This is a genomic window from Cupriavidus sp. SW-Y-13, from assembly GCF_009793345.1.
Taxonomy (GTDB): Bacteria; Pseudomonadota; Gammaproteobacteria; order Burkholderiales; family Burkholderiaceae; genus Cupriavidus.
The window spans coordinates 2,014,842-2,030,353 of the sequence record NZ_WHLX01000002.1 but is presented as its reverse complement, the minus strand read 5'-3'; the positions used below and the strand labels follow the sequence as shown (position 1 = coordinate 2,030,353).

Annotated in this window: 14 protein-coding genes; all 14 read left to right on the top strand. The window is 64.5% G+C overall.

The features are described from left to right. Positions 1 to 66 precede the first annotated feature (66 nt). The 14 genes from GA566_RS24590 (at position 67) to cheD (ending at position 15,489) form a co-directional block, all read left to right on the top strand. Positions 67 to 2,061 (top strand): bifunctional diguanylate cyclase/phosphodiesterase, encoded by a 1,995-nt coding sequence (locus GA566_RS24590; RefSeq protein WP_160474297.1) that lies wholly within the window; start codon positions 67 to 69, stop codon positions 2,059 to 2,061. A 232-nt stretch (positions 2,062 to 2,293) separates the two neighbouring features. Continuing rightward, positions 2,294 to 2,677 carry a response regulator gene (locus tag GA566_RS24585; protein ID WP_160474296.1) on the top strand — a complete coding sequence of 128 codons (384 nt, stop codon included), beginning with the start codon at positions 2,294 to 2,296 and terminating at the stop codon, positions 2,675 to 2,677. A 190-nt stretch (positions 2,678 to 2,867) separates the two neighbouring features. Next, positions 2,868 to 3,353 (top strand): chemotaxis protein CheW, encoded by a 486-nt coding sequence (locus GA566_RS24580; protein ID WP_137925508.1) that lies wholly within the window; start codon positions 2,868 to 2,870, stop codon positions 3,351 to 3,353. Positions 3,354 to 3,431: 78 nt separating this feature from the next. Next, positions 3,432 to 5,069 carry a PAS domain-containing methyl-accepting chemotaxis protein gene (locus tag GA566_RS24575; RefSeq protein ID WP_160474295.1) on the top strand — a complete coding sequence of 546 codons (1,638 nt, stop codon included), beginning with the start codon at positions 3,432 to 3,434 and terminating at the stop codon, positions 5,067 to 5,069. A 183-nt stretch (positions 5,070 to 5,252) separates the two neighbouring features. Further along, on the top strand, positions 5,253 to 7,109 hold the full coding sequence (locus GA566_RS24570) for a methyl-accepting chemotaxis protein (RefSeq protein WP_137925510.1): 1,857 nt from the start codon (positions 5,253 to 5,255) through the stop codon (positions 7,107 to 7,109). A gap of 93 nt (positions 7,110 to 7,202) precedes the next feature. Then, a complete protein-coding gene (locus GA566_RS24565) occupies positions 7,203 to 7,955 on the top strand; it encodes a DUF4088 family protein (RefSeq protein ID WP_137925511.1) in 753 nt (250 codons plus the stop codon). A gap of 397 nt (positions 7,956 to 8,352) precedes the next feature. Further along, positions 8,353 to 8,670: a flagellar transcriptional regulator FlhD gene (gene flhD / locus GA566_RS24560; RefSeq protein WP_008647543.1), complete on the top strand. Its 318-nt coding sequence runs from the start codon at positions 8,353 to 8,355 to the stop codon at positions 8,668 to 8,670. Beyond that, entirely contained in the window at positions 8,667 to 9,272 is a 606-nt protein-coding gene (gene flhC, locus GA566_RS24555; RefSeq protein ID WP_137925512.1) for a flagellar transcriptional regulator FlhC, read from the top strand. Before flhD ends, flhC begins: the two co-directional genes overlap by 4 nt. Before the next feature lie 129 nt (positions 9,273 to 9,401). Further along, positions 9,402 to 10,265, top strand: a complete 864-nt coding sequence (gene motA / locus GA566_RS24550; protein WP_137925513.1) for a flagellar motor stator protein MotA — start codon at positions 9,402 to 9,404, stop codon at positions 10,263 to 10,265. Between the two features lie 13 nt (positions 10,266 to 10,278). Then, positions 10,279 to 11,256 (top strand): flagellar motor protein MotB, encoded by a 978-nt coding sequence (motB, locus tag GA566_RS24545; protein WP_160474294.1) that lies wholly within the window; start codon positions 10,279 to 10,281, stop codon positions 11,254 to 11,256. Positions 11,257 to 11,315: 59 nt separating this feature from the next. Continuing rightward, positions 11,316 to 13,331: a chemotaxis protein CheA gene (gene cheA / locus GA566_RS24540; RefSeq protein WP_160474293.1), complete on the top strand. Its 2,016-nt coding sequence runs from the start codon at positions 11,316 to 11,318 to the stop codon at positions 13,329 to 13,331. A 24-nt stretch (positions 13,332 to 13,355) separates the two neighbouring features. Beyond that, entirely contained in the window at positions 13,356 to 13,850 is a 495-nt protein-coding gene (locus tag GA566_RS24535; protein ID WP_137925516.1) for a chemotaxis protein CheW, read from the top strand. Between the two features lie 68 nt (positions 13,851 to 13,918). Next, on the top strand, positions 13,919 to 14,830 hold the full coding sequence (locus GA566_RS24530) for a CheR family methyltransferase (protein WP_160474292.1): 912 nt from the start codon (positions 13,919 to 13,921) through the stop codon (positions 14,828 to 14,830). Then, positions 14,827 to 15,489 (top strand): chemoreceptor glutamine deamidase CheD, encoded by a 663-nt coding sequence (gene cheD / locus GA566_RS24525; protein ID WP_370459350.1) that lies wholly within the window; start codon positions 14,827 to 14,829, stop codon positions 15,487 to 15,489. The genes GA566_RS24530 and cheD overlap by 4 nt, the downstream gene beginning before the upstream one ends. Positions 15,490 to 15,512: the final 23 nt, after the last annotated feature.

The following is a 15,512-nucleotide window of genomic DNA, read 5'->3' as shown; positions in this document are numbered from 1 at the left end:
GGGGTTTTGTCTGCCTCGCCTCCTGATGTCTCGCGCACGCTCGTCTCGCCTCTCCGCGCAGCTCCGATGATTGCCACGAACTTCAGCCTACTGCTGCTTGCGGCGTTGCTCGGCCTGATGGCCGCGCAAGGTCTGCGCACGGTCCGCCAGGACGGCGTGCCGGAGCGCAAGTCCGCCCGGTCGCTGGCCTGGTGGGCGGCCCTGATGTCGCAGGGCACGATGGGCATGCCGCTCTGGGTGGCTGCCGCATCCGGCACGCTGACGGCTGCCAACAACGGCGCCAAGTTCGCTGCGGCCTTTGCGGTGACGCTCGTCGCCAGCATGGCCGCCTCGCATATGCTCGCGCCCACATGGCTGTGGCTGCGTGGCCATGGCCGTGGCTGGCAGCTTGCCATTGCCACGGCGATGATTGCTGGAGCCGGGCTGGTGGCGATGGCCGGTGCCCGGCTGGGCCGCGTGTGCGGCGGCACGTCGATGACGCCGCGCGACTGTATCGACGCGGCCGGCGTGCAGGGTCCGGGCTGGCTGGCCGGCGGCCTCGCGCTGCTGTGCGCGGGCTTGTACTTCATGCACCGTATCCAGACAAACCGCTGGAACGCCGTGCAGGCCGATGGCGCGGGCCGTGATGATTTCGATGAATTCCCCATGCCGGGCCGCGCTGGCAACGCCGGCGGCGCAGGCGAGGCGCGCAGCAGCATCCGTCGCAACCTTGGCCGCTTCGGTGGCCTGACCGTGCGGATGTCCGCGCGCGACCAGCGGCCGGTGGGCGAGTACAGCGTCAGCACGGAGTTGCCGGACCGTACCGCGTTTGCGCGCTGGCTCGACAAGAGCATGGCGCAATCGCGCCTGTCGGATACCAGTTGCGCGGTGCTGCTGATCCACATCGCCGATTTCCGCGAGGTGGACGAAGTCTTCGAGGTGCGTGCCGACGATATCCTCGCGCAGGATGCCGGGGCACTGGCCCAGGCCGCGCTGGAACCCCATCACTTCCTGGCACGTCTGGCGCGCGACGAGTTTGCCGTGGGTGTGCCGGAACTTATCCAGCACAGCCGCGCGCATGAACTGGGCGACAAGGTGCTGGGCTCGCTGTCGGAATTCGTGGCCGCGCGCGGCCTGCAGATGCAGATCGGCGTGAACATCGGCATCGCCATTTCGCCGCGTGACGCCACGACATCGGAAGCATTGATGCAGGCGGCACGCGTGAGCCTGAGCGAGGCGCGCGAGAGCGGATCGAACCAGATGCGCATGTTCAATTCGGCTGCGGGCGAGCGCGCGCGCCGCATGCGCGTGATTCGCCGCGATCTGTGGCCCGCCATCCAGGACGATGCGCTGTCGCTGGTGTACCAGCCCAAGTACGACGTGAAGACGCGCAGCGTGATCGGGGCCGAGGCGCTGTGCCGCTGGCGCCATCCCACGCTGGGCGCGGTCAATCCGGCGGAATTCATCATGGTGGCCGAGCAATCGGGCCAGATCGACAAGCTCGACGACTGGGTCATCTCGCAGGTGTGCCGCCAGGTGCGGATGTGGCACGACGCCGGGCTGCCGCCCGCGCCGGTAGCGATCAACGTATCGGGTTTGCGCTTTGCGAGCCGGAACTTCCCGCAATACCTGCTCGAACAGATCCACCAGCACGACATTCCGCCATCGGCCATCACGCTGGAGATCACCGAGACGGCGGCGATGAAGGACATCGGCAAGTCCCTGGAGACGTTGACGGAGCTGCAGTCGCTGGGCATTCACGTGGCGCTGGACGATTTCGGCAGCGGCTACTCAAGCCTGGGCTACCTCAAGCGCCTGCGCGTGGGCACGCTCAAGATCGACCGCACGCTGATTGGCGGACTCGATGCCGATCCGCAGGGCCGGGCCATTGTCGGATCGATGGTGGCGTTGGCGCACGAACTGCGCATGAAGGTGGTGGCGGAAGGCGTGGAGTCCGCCTCGCAGCTCGACATTCTCGATGCCATGGGCTGCGACGAAGTGCAGGGCTACCTGATGGCCATGCCGCTGGAAGCATCAGTGTTTGCCGACCTGCTGCAGGGCGCGCGGACGGCGCGGATCTGATTCCTGGCGCCGAAGGCCGGCCGCGCGGCGATCTAGAGCGATTCCTCTAATACCGGGGTGAGCGGCCTGCCAGGCGGGCGGGGGTGCTAAAGCCGGTCTGCCGGCGTGTCGATAAGTCCAGGACAGGGCAGTGGCATTTGCCGTTCTTCGCGGCACATGCCAGCGCGCTGGCTTGTCCGTCGCCGGCCGCATTCCTTGCCACTGGCGGACCCACCTCGAACGGAGTCCCCGAATGTCTCTTCCGCACATCCTCGTCGTTGACGATTCGCCATCCCTGCGCCGCATGACGGGCGCCTGCCTGCGCGCGGGCGGATTCACGGTGACGGAGGCGTCCGATGGCAAGGAGGCGCTGGAAGTGGCCATGGAGGGCCGCTTCGGCATGCTGGTCACGGACCAGGTGATGCCGGTCATGGACGGCCTGTCGCTGATTCGCGCGCTGCGTGCCACGCCGGACTATGCGTCGATTCCCATCCTGATGCTCTCCACGGAGCATGACGCCACCATCCTCGACCGCGCCCGCGAGGCCGGTGCATCCGGTTTTCTGGCCAAGCCGTTCGATCCAGAAGAGTTGATGGCGTCGGTCGATGCCTTGCTGACCCCTCCCTCGGAGGGGTGAGGTCGGCGCCAAGTCGCCCTTAATCCACCTCGGTGGATGCCGATATCACAGGAAGGCCATATCAGGTGGTCCGGTCCTGCTGCTGCCATGTTCGATACGCGGCGCGGCGGGGCGGGCCATTGCATCGGGTCGCCAGCAGCCGGGGGCACGTAACTCCCGGCCACGACCAACCATGCCAGCGGGGGCAACCATGAACCACAGCACGAATCGCGCGGACGGCGCGGGAGAAGAATTCCTGGCTTTCCGGCTCGGTCGCGAAGAGTACGGCATCGACATCCTCAAGGTTCAGGAGATTCGCGGCTACGAGTCCGTCACGCAGATTGCGAACGCGCCCGACTACCTGAAGGGCGTGGTCAACCTGCGCGGCACCATCGTGCCGATCATCGACCTGCGCATCAAGTTCCGGCAGGCCGAGATCAGCTACGACCAGTACACCGTGGTGATCATCGTCGATATCCATGAACGCACCACCGGTATCGTGGTTGACGGCGTGTCCGATGTGCTGACGCTGACGCCCGCGCAGATCAAGCCGGCACCGGCGTTGTCCGGCGGCGTGGAAACCGAGTACATCCGCGGACTGGGCTCGCTCGAAGGCCGCATGCTGATCCTGGCCGATATCGAGAAGCTCATGAATATCGATGACCTCGCGGCACTGGATGCCGCGGCGGGCGCCTGATGCCACAGAGGGGACGCGCCGGGCGCGGCCCCAACTTTTTCGAGCCGCTTTCCGAGCCGCCTTTCGAGCAGTAGAGCCATGCGCAACAACCAGCCTGTCACCCAGCGCGAGCATCCGCTCTCGCCGAACGATTACCTGATCTCGCGGACCGACCTCAAGGGTCGCATCACGTTCGCCAACCGGGCGTTCGTGGAGATCAGCGGCTTCACGTCGCGAGAGCTGCTTGGTGCGGCGCATAACCTGGTCCGGCATCCGGACATGCCGTCCGAAGCCTTCGCGGACCTCTGGTCGTCCATCCAGGCGGGCAAGACCTGGGTGGGCATCGTCAAGAACCGCCGCAAGAATGGCGACCACTACTGGGTGCAGGCCACCGTCACGCCTACGCGCGTGGACGGCCGCATCATCGGCTATACCTCGGTGCGGTCGATGGCCACGCGCGCGCAGATCGATGCAGCCGAGGCCGCATATCGCCGCTTCCGCGAGAACCGCGCCAGCGGGCTGGCCATTCGCGATGGCGCCGTGGTCCGCACTGGCGTGGCGGGCCTGCTGGGCCGCCTGATGCGCATGACGCTGCGCCGCCGGATCATGCTGGCGCAGACAGCCGGCGTGGCGTGGTTCCTGGTGGCGCTGGGCGGCGTGCACTGGATGTCTCCTGACGCCGCCGCGCAACTCTGGCCGTGGCTGTGGGGCACCTTCGCGCTGGGCGTGGTGTCGTCGTTCGCGGCGGGCTCGCTGCTGGTCTCGCGTGTGGACCGCCCGGTCGGAGAAATGCTCGATTTCGCGCTGCGCATGGGCGCGGGCGACCTGACCACCACGTACGAACACAAGGCCAATGATGAAGTGGGTTCGCTGTCGCGCGCCATGCGCACGATGCAGCGCAGCCTGCTGTCGGTGGTGCATGACATCCAGGAAGGCATGGCCAGCATCTCTACCGTGACGCATCAGGTGGCCGCCGGCAACAACGATCTCTCGCAACGTACCGAGCAGCAGGCGGCCTCGCTGGAGGAGACCGCTTCGAGCATGGAGCAGTTGACGGGCACCGTGCGCCAGAACGCCGATAACGCGCGCCAGGCCACGGGGTTGGCGGCTACGGCGTCGGAGACGGCGCTGCGCGGCGGCGAAGCCGTGGGCCGCGTGGTGCAGACAATGGACGAGATCAACGAGGCGTCGCACAAGATCGTCGACATCATCGGCGTGATCGAGGGCATTGCCTTCCAGACCAACATCCTGGCGCTGAACGCGGCGGTGGAAGCGGCACGCGCCGGCGAGCAAGGCCGTGGCTTTGCGGTGGTGGCTGGCGAGGTGCGCAGCCTGGCGCAGCGCAGCGCCAACGCGGCCAAGGAAATCAAGGGCCTGATCGGCAACACCGTGGAGCGCGTGGAGAACGGCGCGGCGCAGGTGACGGACGCCGGGGCCACCATGGACGAGATCGTGCAGGCCGTGAAGCGCGTGACCGACATCATGGGCGAGATCAGTTCGGCATCGGCCGAGCAGAGCACGGGCATCGAACAGGTGAACGAGGCCGTGGCGCAGATGGATGAAGTCACGCAGCAGAACGCTGCGCTGGTGGAGCAGGCCGCTGCCGCGGCAGGCTCGCTGGAGGAACAAGCCGACCGCCTGCGCGAGTCGATTTCCACTTTCCGCATCAGCACGCAGGCCGAGACCCGGCCCGTGCGGCAGCGGCAGGCGGAGTTGGCAGTCGAGGCAGTTGGCTGAAGTGGGGAGCGCGGCCAGCGCCCGTCAAGGGTGCGGAGCCGACCAAAAGCGCCGCGCGCCTTTCCTTTGCGCGCGGCATCAGGAACGGGGTAGATCGGCCGCCCACGCAGGCGGCAGCGACAACAACTCGGGACGGAGAGACTGGCCAACCCGAACTTTCTGACACAAGAAGGGGGTAGTTCAATGCAGTGGTTCAATCAACTACGTGTGACAACCAGGCTCATCGCCGGCTTCCTGGTTGTTTCCGTGATCGGCGCCATCATCGGCCTGCTGGGCGTGGTCAACATGGGGCGCATGGCGGAGTGGACCGGCAAGATCTACAACACCGATCTGCAGGCGCTGAAGGCCGTGCAGGACGGCAACATCAACCTGGTCTACGCCAGCCGTGCGCAGATTGCGCTGCTGTCGGCATCGACCATGGGCGAGCGCGCCACCGAGAAGACCCAGATCGAGAAATCGCTGGGCGAAATGGAGGCGCGGGTAAAAACTGCAAAGGATTCGTTCGCGCAGCCTGAAGGCCAGGCGCTGTTCAAGCAGTACGAAACGCTGGTGCCGCCGTTCAAGGAACGGATGACGAAATACGTGGCGCTGGTGAGCAAGCAGCCGCTGGACACCTCGCAGTTCGACAGCAACGTCTTCACGGAAAGCAGCGAGCTGCTCAAGGACAGCCACGCGCTGGAAGAGATCCTGTTCAAGATGGTCAAGCGCCGCGACGAGCGCGCCAAGTCCAACATGGAAGAGTCCACGAGCGTCTACAACAGCTCGCGCGTGGCGATGCTGCTGCTGGTGCTGGGTGGCATGGTGGTGTCGGTGCTGCTGGGATTGTTCCTGGCACGCCAGCTCTCGCGCCAACTGGGTGGAGAGCCCGCCTACGCCGCGTCGATTGCCGCACGTATCGCCGAGGGGGATTTCTCGGGCAAGGTGGACCTGCGCGCAGGGGACCAGGCCAGCCTGTTGCACGCCATGGGCCAGATGCAGCAGCAGCTCTCGCACATGGTGCGCGACTTCAAGGAATCGGCCGAATCGATCGGCACGGCCTCGCGTGAAATCGCTGCGGGCAACAACGACTTGTCGCAGCGTACCGAGCAGCAGGCGGCCTCGCTGGAGGAAACCGCTTCCAGCATGGAAGAACTGACCAGCACCGTGCGTCAGAACGCGGATAACGCACGTCAGGCCAGCGGTCTGGCGGCCAATGCGTCGGAGACCGCGGTGCGCGGCGGCGAAGTGGTCAGCGAAGTGGTCAAGACGATGGGCGAGATCAACGGCGCCTCGCGCAAGATCGTCGACATCATCGGCGTGATCGAAGGTATTGCGTTCCAGACCAACATCCTGGCGCTGAATGCTGCCGTGGAAGCGGCGCGCGCCGGTGAACAGGGCCGCGGCTTTGCGGTGGTGGCCGGCGAGGTGCGCAGCCTGGCGCAACGCAGCGCCAACGCGGCCAAGGAGATCAAGACGCTGATCGACAACTCGGTGGCGCAGGTGGATACCGGCGCGACGCTGGTGGGTCAGGCCGGCACGACGATGGAAGAAATCGTGCAGGCCGTGAAGCGCGTGACCGACATCATGGGCGAGATCAGCGCGGCTTCCGCCGAACAAAGCTCGGGCATCGAGCAGGTCAACCAGGCCGTGGCGCAGATGGACGAAGTCACGCAGCAGAATGCCGCGCTGGTGGAACAGGCCGCTGCCGCAGCGGGTTCGCTGCAGGATCAGGCGGGCCGTCTGATGGAGTCGGTGTCGGGCTTCCGCCTGTCCGATGAGGATGTCTCGCACGCCGTGCCTGCTCTGCCGGCACCGGTGGCACGTTCGGTGACGCGTCCGAGCGCCAAGGCACCTGTCGCGCGCACGAAGGCCGCTGCAAAGACCGCCAGGGCACCGAAGGCCGCCAAGGCTGCCGGTACGGCACTGGTTGCCACGACCGCCGAACCTGCGCTGGCTGAAGTTGGCGACGAAGATGCCGATACCCAGATGAAGCGTCCCGCCCTTGCCGCGAAACCGGCAGGCCATGGCGCATCCGACAACGGTGACTGGAGCGCGTTCTGATCGCCTGACCGCATCGCTGCGATCTCGATAGCGCACGCCCCGGCCCGCCTTGTAAAAGTTGCGCCGGGGCGCTTACTCGTTCAAAGAACAACCATGCAAACCGATATCAGCCTGTCCCTGTCGGCCGAAGCCACGGCGCGGCTGCGCGCGGACTTCGATGCCTTTGTAAGAGTTTCAACGGGCATCGACGCCGAGTTCATTCCGCCCGCCTTCGACGATTTCCTGCGTGCCCGTCTGATGCAGCAGGACGGCCCGCTGACCGAACGTGCCGTGATGCGCCTGCTGGCCAGCGGCGAGTACGGATGGGCCAGGAAGGTCTTCGACAAGCAACTGCCGAACGCATTGGCCGCGCTGATGCGCGATGCCGCGCGCTTCGGCTTCGGCCTGGCTGTGCAGCCCGCATGGTCCGCACAGCAGCGTATGGAACATGCGCGCGAATGGGCCACCAACATCCTGAGCGAAGCCGGCGCGGACACCGCCTTCACCGAGGCGCTGGCCGCGCAGATCTCGTCATCCGCCGTGGACATCTGCACGTTGGAAGAGCGCATGCGCACGCCCGCATGGCGCGTGGCCGACGGCCTGCGCCAGCGGGCCTACGACGTCATGTACGCGCTGCAGACCGAGCAGAGCGAAGCCCTGGGCCGCAGCAAGGTAGGCGAGCTGCGCGCGCTGCTGGGCCTCGCGCTCGAATACCGCTCCGTGACCGCAGAAGAAGCCGCGCGCGTGCTGGAGCAGGTGGAGCGCTCGCGTCCGAACCTGTTCCGCGAAGCCCCTGACGATGTGTTCGCGCGCCTGGCTGCATGGCTGCGTCGCGCGTTTAGCCAAACTGTGGTGGCGCGTCAATAGTGGAATCCAGCAACACTGTTCAGCACAGTGATCTGTGCACCGCAACAGGACCTTGTCCGTTGAGTACACAACCGTTACAGCCTTGATGTAAATCAAAAGTCAGACATCGGTCCTGTTACAAAATTCGCGACCTATGTATGTTCCTTGCGACATTTGTGAATCCCCAACGTAAGTAGGGATTGGCATTGCAGGCCGATTGCCGATATAAACGTAACAGTTTCACTTACACTCTGTAACATCTGTAACGTTTCGGAGAGAAGGTGTAACCGGGCGAAGTTCCTTTCGTAGTACGTCGTACCTACTCGAACACGCACCAAACGATCTGGTCGCCGGCAAGCAGTGTCTGCCGGTAAGCGCCGGACAAGCGGTCGAGAGGTTATTTGGTAGCGGGGAAAAATTGGAAAGCAGTGAAGTTCTCCAGGAGATCAGGGAGGTTAACCTCGCCTATCTTCTGCTTGCGCAACGACTGGTGCGCGAAAACCAGGTGGAAGCCATGTTCAGGCTTGGCGTCAGCAAGGAAATTGCTGAGATTCTGGCCAAACTGACCTCGGCGCAACTCGTCAAGCTGGCAGCATCCAACATGGTGCTGTGCCGTTTCCGCTTTGACGATCATGCGCTGCTGTCCACGCTCACTCACACGGCCAAGAGCCATGATATGCAGCAGATCCACGCTGCTATCCTGCTGGCACGGCAACCTGTGGAGTCGCTCAATTGACCGCACTCCTCCAGGCCTCGCCGGGCAGCAGCTTCACGGCCACGACCGTACCCAACCGCAAAAGCGTCCTGCAGGATGCCAACCAGACCCAGCTCGCCATCGAGCTGATTGGCCTGGGTGCGCGCCTGCAAGTGCTTGAAGCCGAGACCACGCTCTCGCGCGACCGGTTGATCCGCCTCTACAAGGAGCTGCGCGGCGCCTCGCCGCCCAAGGGCATGCTCCCGTTCTCGACAGACTGGTTCACGACCTGGCTGCCGAATATCCATTCGTCGCTGTTCTTCTCTGCTTACCAGTTCATGGTGCAGGAAGGCGAGACGTCGGGCATTCGTGCGGTAGTGGCCGCTTACCGTCTGTACCTGGAACACGTTTCGCTGCTCGGCGGCGAAATCGTCTTAAGTTTCACCCGTGCCTGGACGTTAGTACGGTTTTTCGAGAGCAACATGCTGCAGCTTTCCAGCTGTACCTGTTGCGGCGGCCAGTTCGTGACGCATGCCTATGAGCCGCACGCGAACTTTGTCTGCAGCCTGTGCCGTCCGCCCTCGCGGGCCGGAAAGGTAAAGAAGCTCTCGAAGGACGCCACTGCCGCGCAGACCGTAGCCTGAGTTCATCGGGCTGACGTCTGCAAGGCAAGGTGGGCCCCGGAACGTACCGGCAGGCGCTGACGGCGCTCGCCTGTATGACCGCGAGCCCCCGGGGCGCCTGACGCGTGTTATTCAGACGGGGATCCGATCGTGCTAGTTGTTCTTGGCTATGTCGTCGTAGTGGTTGCGGTGCTGGGCGGTTACGCCATCACCGGCGGCCACATGGGCGCGCTCTACCAACCGGCAGAGCTCATCATCATCGGCGGTGCCGCCGTTGGTGCATTCATCAGCTCGAACAGCGGCAAGGCCATCAAGGCCACGGGCAAGGCCATGCCGATGCTGCTGAAGGGTTCCAAGTACAAGAAGGAACTCTACCTGGACGTGATGGCACTGCTGTACGTGCTGCTCTCCAAGGCCCGCCGCGAGGGCATCCTGTTCCTCGAAAAGGAAATTGCCGACCCTGCCTCCAGCAGCGTGTTCAGTCAGTACCCCCGCATCCTGGCCGACGCCAAGATGATGGAGTTCCTGACCGACTACCTGCGGATGATGGTCAACGGCAACATGAACGCCTTCGAGATCGAGGCGCTCATGGACCACGAAATCGAAACGTACCGCCACGAGGCCGAGATTCCCGTCCATGCGCTGTCGCGCGTTGGCGACGGCCTGCCCGCCTTCGGCATCGTGGCCGCGGTGATGGGCGTGGTGCACGCACTGGCCTCGGCAGACCTGCCCCCGGCCGAGCTGGGTGCGCTGATCGCCAACGCACTGGTCGGCACCTTCCTGGGCATTCTGCTGGCGTACGGCTTTGTCTCGCCGCTGTCGTCCCGCGTCGAGCACCAGGTGTCCGAAAGCATCAAGGTGTACGAGTGCATCAAGGTCACGCTGCTGGCATCGCTCAATGGTTACGCACCGCTGGTGGCGGTGGAATTCGGCCGCAAGGTGCTGTACTCGACGGTGCGTCCGTCGTTCCTTGAGCTGGACGACCATGTGCGCGAAGTCAAGAGCCTGACCTGACGGGAGAGCAGCCATGAGCAGCGCCCAGGACCTACGTCCCATCGTCATCAAGAAGGTCAAGGGGCATCACAAGCCCCATGGCAACCACAGCTGGAAAATCGCCTATGCCGACTTCATGACGGCCATGATGGCGCTCTTCCTGGTGCTGTGGCTGCTGAGTTCGTCGTCGCCCAAGACGCTGGTCGGCGTGGCCGAGTATTTCAAGACACCGCTCAAGGTGGCGGTGGCCGGCGGCGACAAGAGCAGCCTGTCCAAGAGCGTGATTCCGGGCGGCGGCAAGGACCCGATGGCAAAGGATGGCGAAGTCATGCGGGCCATGACGAATGATCCGGCCGACGCGCAGCGCCGCCGTGACCAGCTCGAGTCCGAACGCCTGCACGCGCTGAAGGGCCGCCTCGAACAGATCATCGAGAACAACCCGCAGCTCAAGCAATTCCGTCCGCAACTGCTGCTGGACATCACCAGCGAAGGGCTGCGCATCCAGATCCTGGATACGCAGAACCGTCCGATGTTCCGTACCGGCAGCGCAGCGGTGGAGCCGTACATGCGCACCATCCTGCGCGAGATCGGCCCCGTGCTCAACGAGATGCCCAACAAGGTGAGTCTCTCGGGACACACCGACTCGGCCACCTACATGGCGGGCGAGCGTGCCTACAGCAACTGGGAGCTGTCGGCGGACCGCGCCAACGCCTCGCGTCAGGAACTGATCGCGGGTGGCATGCAGGAAGGCAAGGTCCTGCGCGTGCTGGGACTGGCGGACACCATGCCGCTGGAAAAGAAAGACCCGCTCGCTGCCGTTAATCGTCGTATCAGCATCGTGGTGCTGAACAAGCGGGCGCAGGCGCAGTTCGAGTCGGAAAACGCCAGCGCGGCGGACGTATCCGTGCAGGCGCAGAAGGGACGTACGGCGGAAGAGATCCAGTCGCAGCTCGGGGCCGCTTCGGCGCCCGCTGCCCGCCCGGCCTCTGCGCCCCTCGGCAAGATCGAATGAGGCGCGCCGCCCGGGGAGGGCGGCGCATCTTCCAGAGCAACTAGCGAGTCAGGACGATCATGTCTGTCGATATCGATATCACCCAGTTCTATCAGACCTTCTTCGAGGAGGCGGAAGAGCTGCTCGTTGAAATGGAGCAGCTGCTGCTCGAGGTGGACATCGAGTCCCCCGATGCCGAGGCGCTCAATGCCATCTTCCGGGCAGCGCACTCCATCAAGGGCGGCGCCGCGACGTTCGGCTTCACGGCGCTGACCGAGACCACGCACATCTTCGAGAACCTGCTCGACCGTACGCGTCGGCGGGAACTGGCCCTGACCCGGGTCATCATCGACACCTTTCTGGAAACCAAGGACGTGTTGCAAGACCAGCTCAACGCCTATCGCAACGGCACCGAACCCGATCCGGAAACGTTCAAGCGCATCTGCGCCGTGCTGCAGCAGCTGGCCCAGGAGGCCAATGGCGACGCCGCACCGGCTCCGGCCCCCGCACCCGCCGCAGCCCCGGCACCCGCAGCGGCACCGGCAGCCGGCGGCAACCTCAAGGTCCGCCTGATCAAGGTATCGGCGGGTGACCAGGCGCTGATGCGCGAGGAACTGGCCAACCTGGGCGAGATCACCGGACAGGAAGAAGCCGACGGCGACCTGACCATCTGGCTGAACAGCGCCTGCAGCGCCGATGACATCATCGCGGTCTGCTGCTTCGTGATCGACGAGAAACAGATCGTGGTGGAAGCCGTGGCCGCAGGCGAAGCACCTGCCGCACCCGCGCCGGCCCCGGTGGCCGCACCGGCTCCGGTGGCTGCCGCGCCGGCGGCAGCCCCTGCTGCACCGGCTGCCAAGGACAAGGAAAAAGCCAAGCCCGCTGCGGCCGCCGCGCACGCACCGGACTCCGGCTCGATCCGCGTGCCGACCGAGAAGGTGGACCAGATCATCAACCTGGTGGGCGAACTGGTGATCACGCAATCGATGCTGGCGCAGACCGCATCGTCGCTGGACCCGGTACTGTTCGACCGCCTGTTCTCCGGCATGGGCCAGCTCGAACGCAATGCGCGCGATCTGCAGGAAGCGGTGATGTCGATCCGCATGATGCCGATGGACTACGTGTTCTCGCGCTTCCCGCGTCTGGTGCGTGACCTGGCCAGCAAGCTGAACAAGCAGATCGACCTCGTCACGTTCGGCAAGGCGACCGAACTCGACAAGAGCCTGATCGAACGCATCATCGATCCGCTGACCCACCTGGTGCGCAACAGCCTGGATCACGGCATCGAAACGCCCGAGAAGCGCGTGGCCGCCGGCAAGGAAGCCACCGGTCAGCTGATCCTGTCCGCGCAGCACGCAGGCGGCAATATCGTGATCGAAGTCAGCGACGACGGCGGTGGCCTGAATCGCGAACGCATCCTGGCCAAGGCCATCCAGAACAACCTGCCGGGCGCGTCGGAAAGCATGACCGACGACGAAGTGTGGCAGCTGATCTTTGCACCGGGCTTCTCCACTGCCGAAGTGGTGACCGACGTGTCGGGCCGTGGCGTGGGCATGGACGTGGTGAAGCGGAACATCCAGGAAATGGGCGGCCACGTGGAAATCGCGTCGCGTCCGGGCCTGGGCACCACCACGCGCATTGTGCTGCCGCTGACGCTGGCGATTCTCGATGGCATGTCGGTGCGCACCGGCGAAGAGACTTTCATCCTGCCGCTGAACTGCGTGATGGAGTCCCTGCAGCCGAAGTCCGAAGACGTGCATACGGCCGCCAACGGCGAGCGTGTGATGAACGTGCGCGGCGAATACCTGCCGCTGCTGGAACTGCACAAGGTCTTCAACGTGGCCAACGCCGTGCAGGAACCCACGCAGGGCATCGCCGTGATCCTGGCCGCCGAAGGCAAGCGCTTTGCGCTGCTGGTAGACCAGTTGATCGGCCAGCACCAGGTGGTGTTGAAGAATCTCGAAACGAACTATCGCAAGGTGCCGTGCATCTCGGCCGCAACGATCCTCGGCGACGGCAGCGTTGCGCTGATCGTGGACGTGGGTGCGTTGCAGCGCACGGGTGTGCGCCGCCAGGACCCGGTAGCCGTTGCGTAACTGAAAGAAGCAAGGAGAACAGACATGGCCGGCATCGGACAGATCGATACCCAGGGCAGCGAAGCCTCTGGTCAGGAGTACCTGGTCTTCACGCTGGGCACCGAGGAATATGGCATCGACATCCTCAAGGTGCAGGAGATCCGCAGCTACGAAACGGTGACGCGCATTGCCAATGCGCCGGACTTCATCAAGGGCGTGACGAACCTGCGCGGCGTGATCGTGCCGATCGTCGACCTGCGTTTGAAGTTCGACCTCGGCAACGTGCGCTATGACCACCAGACCGTGGTGATCATCCTGAACGTGGCGGGCCGCGTGGTTGGCATCGTCGTGGATGGCGTGTCGGACGTGCTGACGCTCACGGGCGACGATATCAAGCCGGCGCCGGAGTTTGGCGTGTCGGTGTCGAACGAGCATCTCACGGGCCTCGGCTCGGTGGAAGGCCGCATGCTGATCCTGATCGACATCGAACGCATGATGACCAGCCCCGAGATGTCGCTGATCGAAGCCGAACTCGCCTGACGCGCGAGCTGGTTCCGTCCCCAAGAATTGAAACTGCCGCGACCCGGCATTCCTGACGATACACACACATGACGCCGCTCCGTTCTTCCTCCAGCCCCACCGGGAAGCCAGGCGCGGCCGTGAGTCCGGCAATGCCGGTGCTGACGCCGCTGCGCGACGACATGCGTGACTTCCTGCTGACCGAGCGCGACTTCGAGAAGGTGCGCCAGCTGATTCACAAGCGTGCGGGCATCTCGCTGGGCGCGCACAAGCGCGAGATGGTGTACAGCCGTCTGGCGCGGCGCCTGCGTTCGCTGCAATTGAGCGATTTCGGCACGTACCTGGAATTGCTGGAAGCCGACGACCGTTCCGACGAATGGGAGTACTTCACCAACGCGCTTACGACCAACCTCACATCGTTCTTCCGTGAGGCACACCACTTTCCGCTGCTGGCCGAGCACGCCAGGAAGATCGGCCGCCCGTACAGCGTGTGGTGCGCGGCGGCATCGACTGGCGAAGAGCCCTACTCGATTGCGATCACGCTGGCCGAAGCGCTGGGCGAACGCGCAGGCACGGTGCTGGCCACCGACATCGACACGCAGGTACTGGCCAAGGCCCGCGCAGGCGTCTATACGACCGAACAGGTGGCGCGGCTTTCGCAAGACCAGTTGAAGCGCTTCTTCCTGAAGGGCACTGGCGCACGCGCTGGCGCCGTGAAGGTCAAGCCGGACCTGGCATCGACGATTGCGTTCGAGCCGCTGAACCTGCTGGCGCCCGATTGGGGCATCCGCGAGAAGTTCGACGCCATCTTCTGCCGCAACGTGATGATCTATTTCGACAAGCCGACCCAGGGCCGCATCCTGGAGCGGTTTGCGCCGATGCTGAAGCCCCACGGCCTGCTGTTCGCCGGGCACTCGGAGAATTTCTCGTATGTCACGCGCGCGTTCCAGTTGCGCGGACAGACGGTGTACGAACTGTCAGGCAAGGGCGGAGGTGCATGATGCGCGGCACGCCCCAGATGCCCGAGGCCATTGCCACGCGAAAATACTTCGATCGCGAATTCGGCAAGCAGGCCATCAAGCTGTTGCCCAACGAATACTTCGTGACCGGCGATGACGTGGTGCTGACCACGGTGCTGGGATCGTGCGTGTCCGCATGCATCCGCGACGAATACACCGGCGTGGGCGGCATGAACCATTTCATGCTGCCCGACGACGAGAACGCGGGCCCGGACCGCATGCTGTCCGCGTCGATGCGCTACGGCTGCTACGCGCTGGAAGTGCTCATCAATGAATTGCTGAAGATGGGCGCACGCCGCGAACGTCTGGAGGCGAAAGTTTTTGGTGGCGGCGCGGTACTGGCGAACATGACCACCCTCAATATTGGGGACCGGAATGCCGATTTCGTACTGAAGTACCTGCGCACCGAAGAGATTCGCGTGGCCGCACAGGATTTGCGCGGGCCGCATGCGCGCCGCGTCAGCTATTTCCCGAAAACGGGGCTGGCGCTGGTGCGCCGGCTGACGCGTCAGGACGATACGGTAGGCGTGGAACGCGAGGAACGTGCCCTGGCGCGTGCGCTGTCCACCTCCACGAAGGCACCCGCACGTGGTGCCGTGGAATTGTTTACGCGGCAGGCATCGGCCAAGACGCCGACCTGAAACCTTTAAGACGTAGAGACAAA

Coding starts and splice junctions, on each gene's coding strand:
- GA566_RS24590 (WP_160474297.1), top strand. CDS start 67: ATGATTGCCACGAACTTCAGCCTACTGCTGCTTGCGGCGTTGCTCGGC.
- GA566_RS24585 (WP_160474296.1), top strand. CDS start 2,294: ATGTCTCTTCCGCACATCCTCGTCGTTGACGATTCGCCATCCCTGCGC.
- GA566_RS24580 (WP_137925508.1), top strand. CDS start 2,868: ATGAACCACAGCACGAATCGCGCGGACGGCGCGGGAGAAGAATTCCTG.
- GA566_RS24575 (WP_160474295.1), top strand. CDS start 3,432: ATGCGCAACAACCAGCCTGTCACCCAGCGCGAGCATCCGCTCTCGCCG.
- GA566_RS24570 (WP_137925510.1), top strand. CDS start 5,253: ATGCAGTGGTTCAATCAACTACGTGTGACAACCAGGCTCATCGCCGGC.
- GA566_RS24565 (WP_137925511.1), top strand. CDS start 7,203: ATGCAAACCGATATCAGCCTGTCCCTGTCGGCCGAAGCCACGGCGCGG.
- motB (WP_160474294.1), top strand. CDS start 10,279: ATGAGCAGCGCCCAGGACCTACGTCCCATCGTCATCAAGAAGGTCAAG.
- cheA (WP_160474293.1), top strand. CDS start 11,316: ATGTCTGTCGATATCGATATCACCCAGTTCTATCAGACCTTCTTCGAG.
- GA566_RS24535 (WP_137925516.1), top strand. CDS start 13,356: ATGGCCGGCATCGGACAGATCGATACCCAGGGCAGCGAAGCCTCTGGT.
- GA566_RS24530 (WP_160474292.1), top strand. CDS start 13,919: ATGACGCCGCTCCGTTCTTCCTCCAGCCCCACCGGGAAGCCAGGCGCG.
- cheD (WP_370459350.1), top strand. CDS start 14,827: ATGATGCGCGGCACGCCCCAGATGCCCGAGGCCATTGCCACGCGAAAA.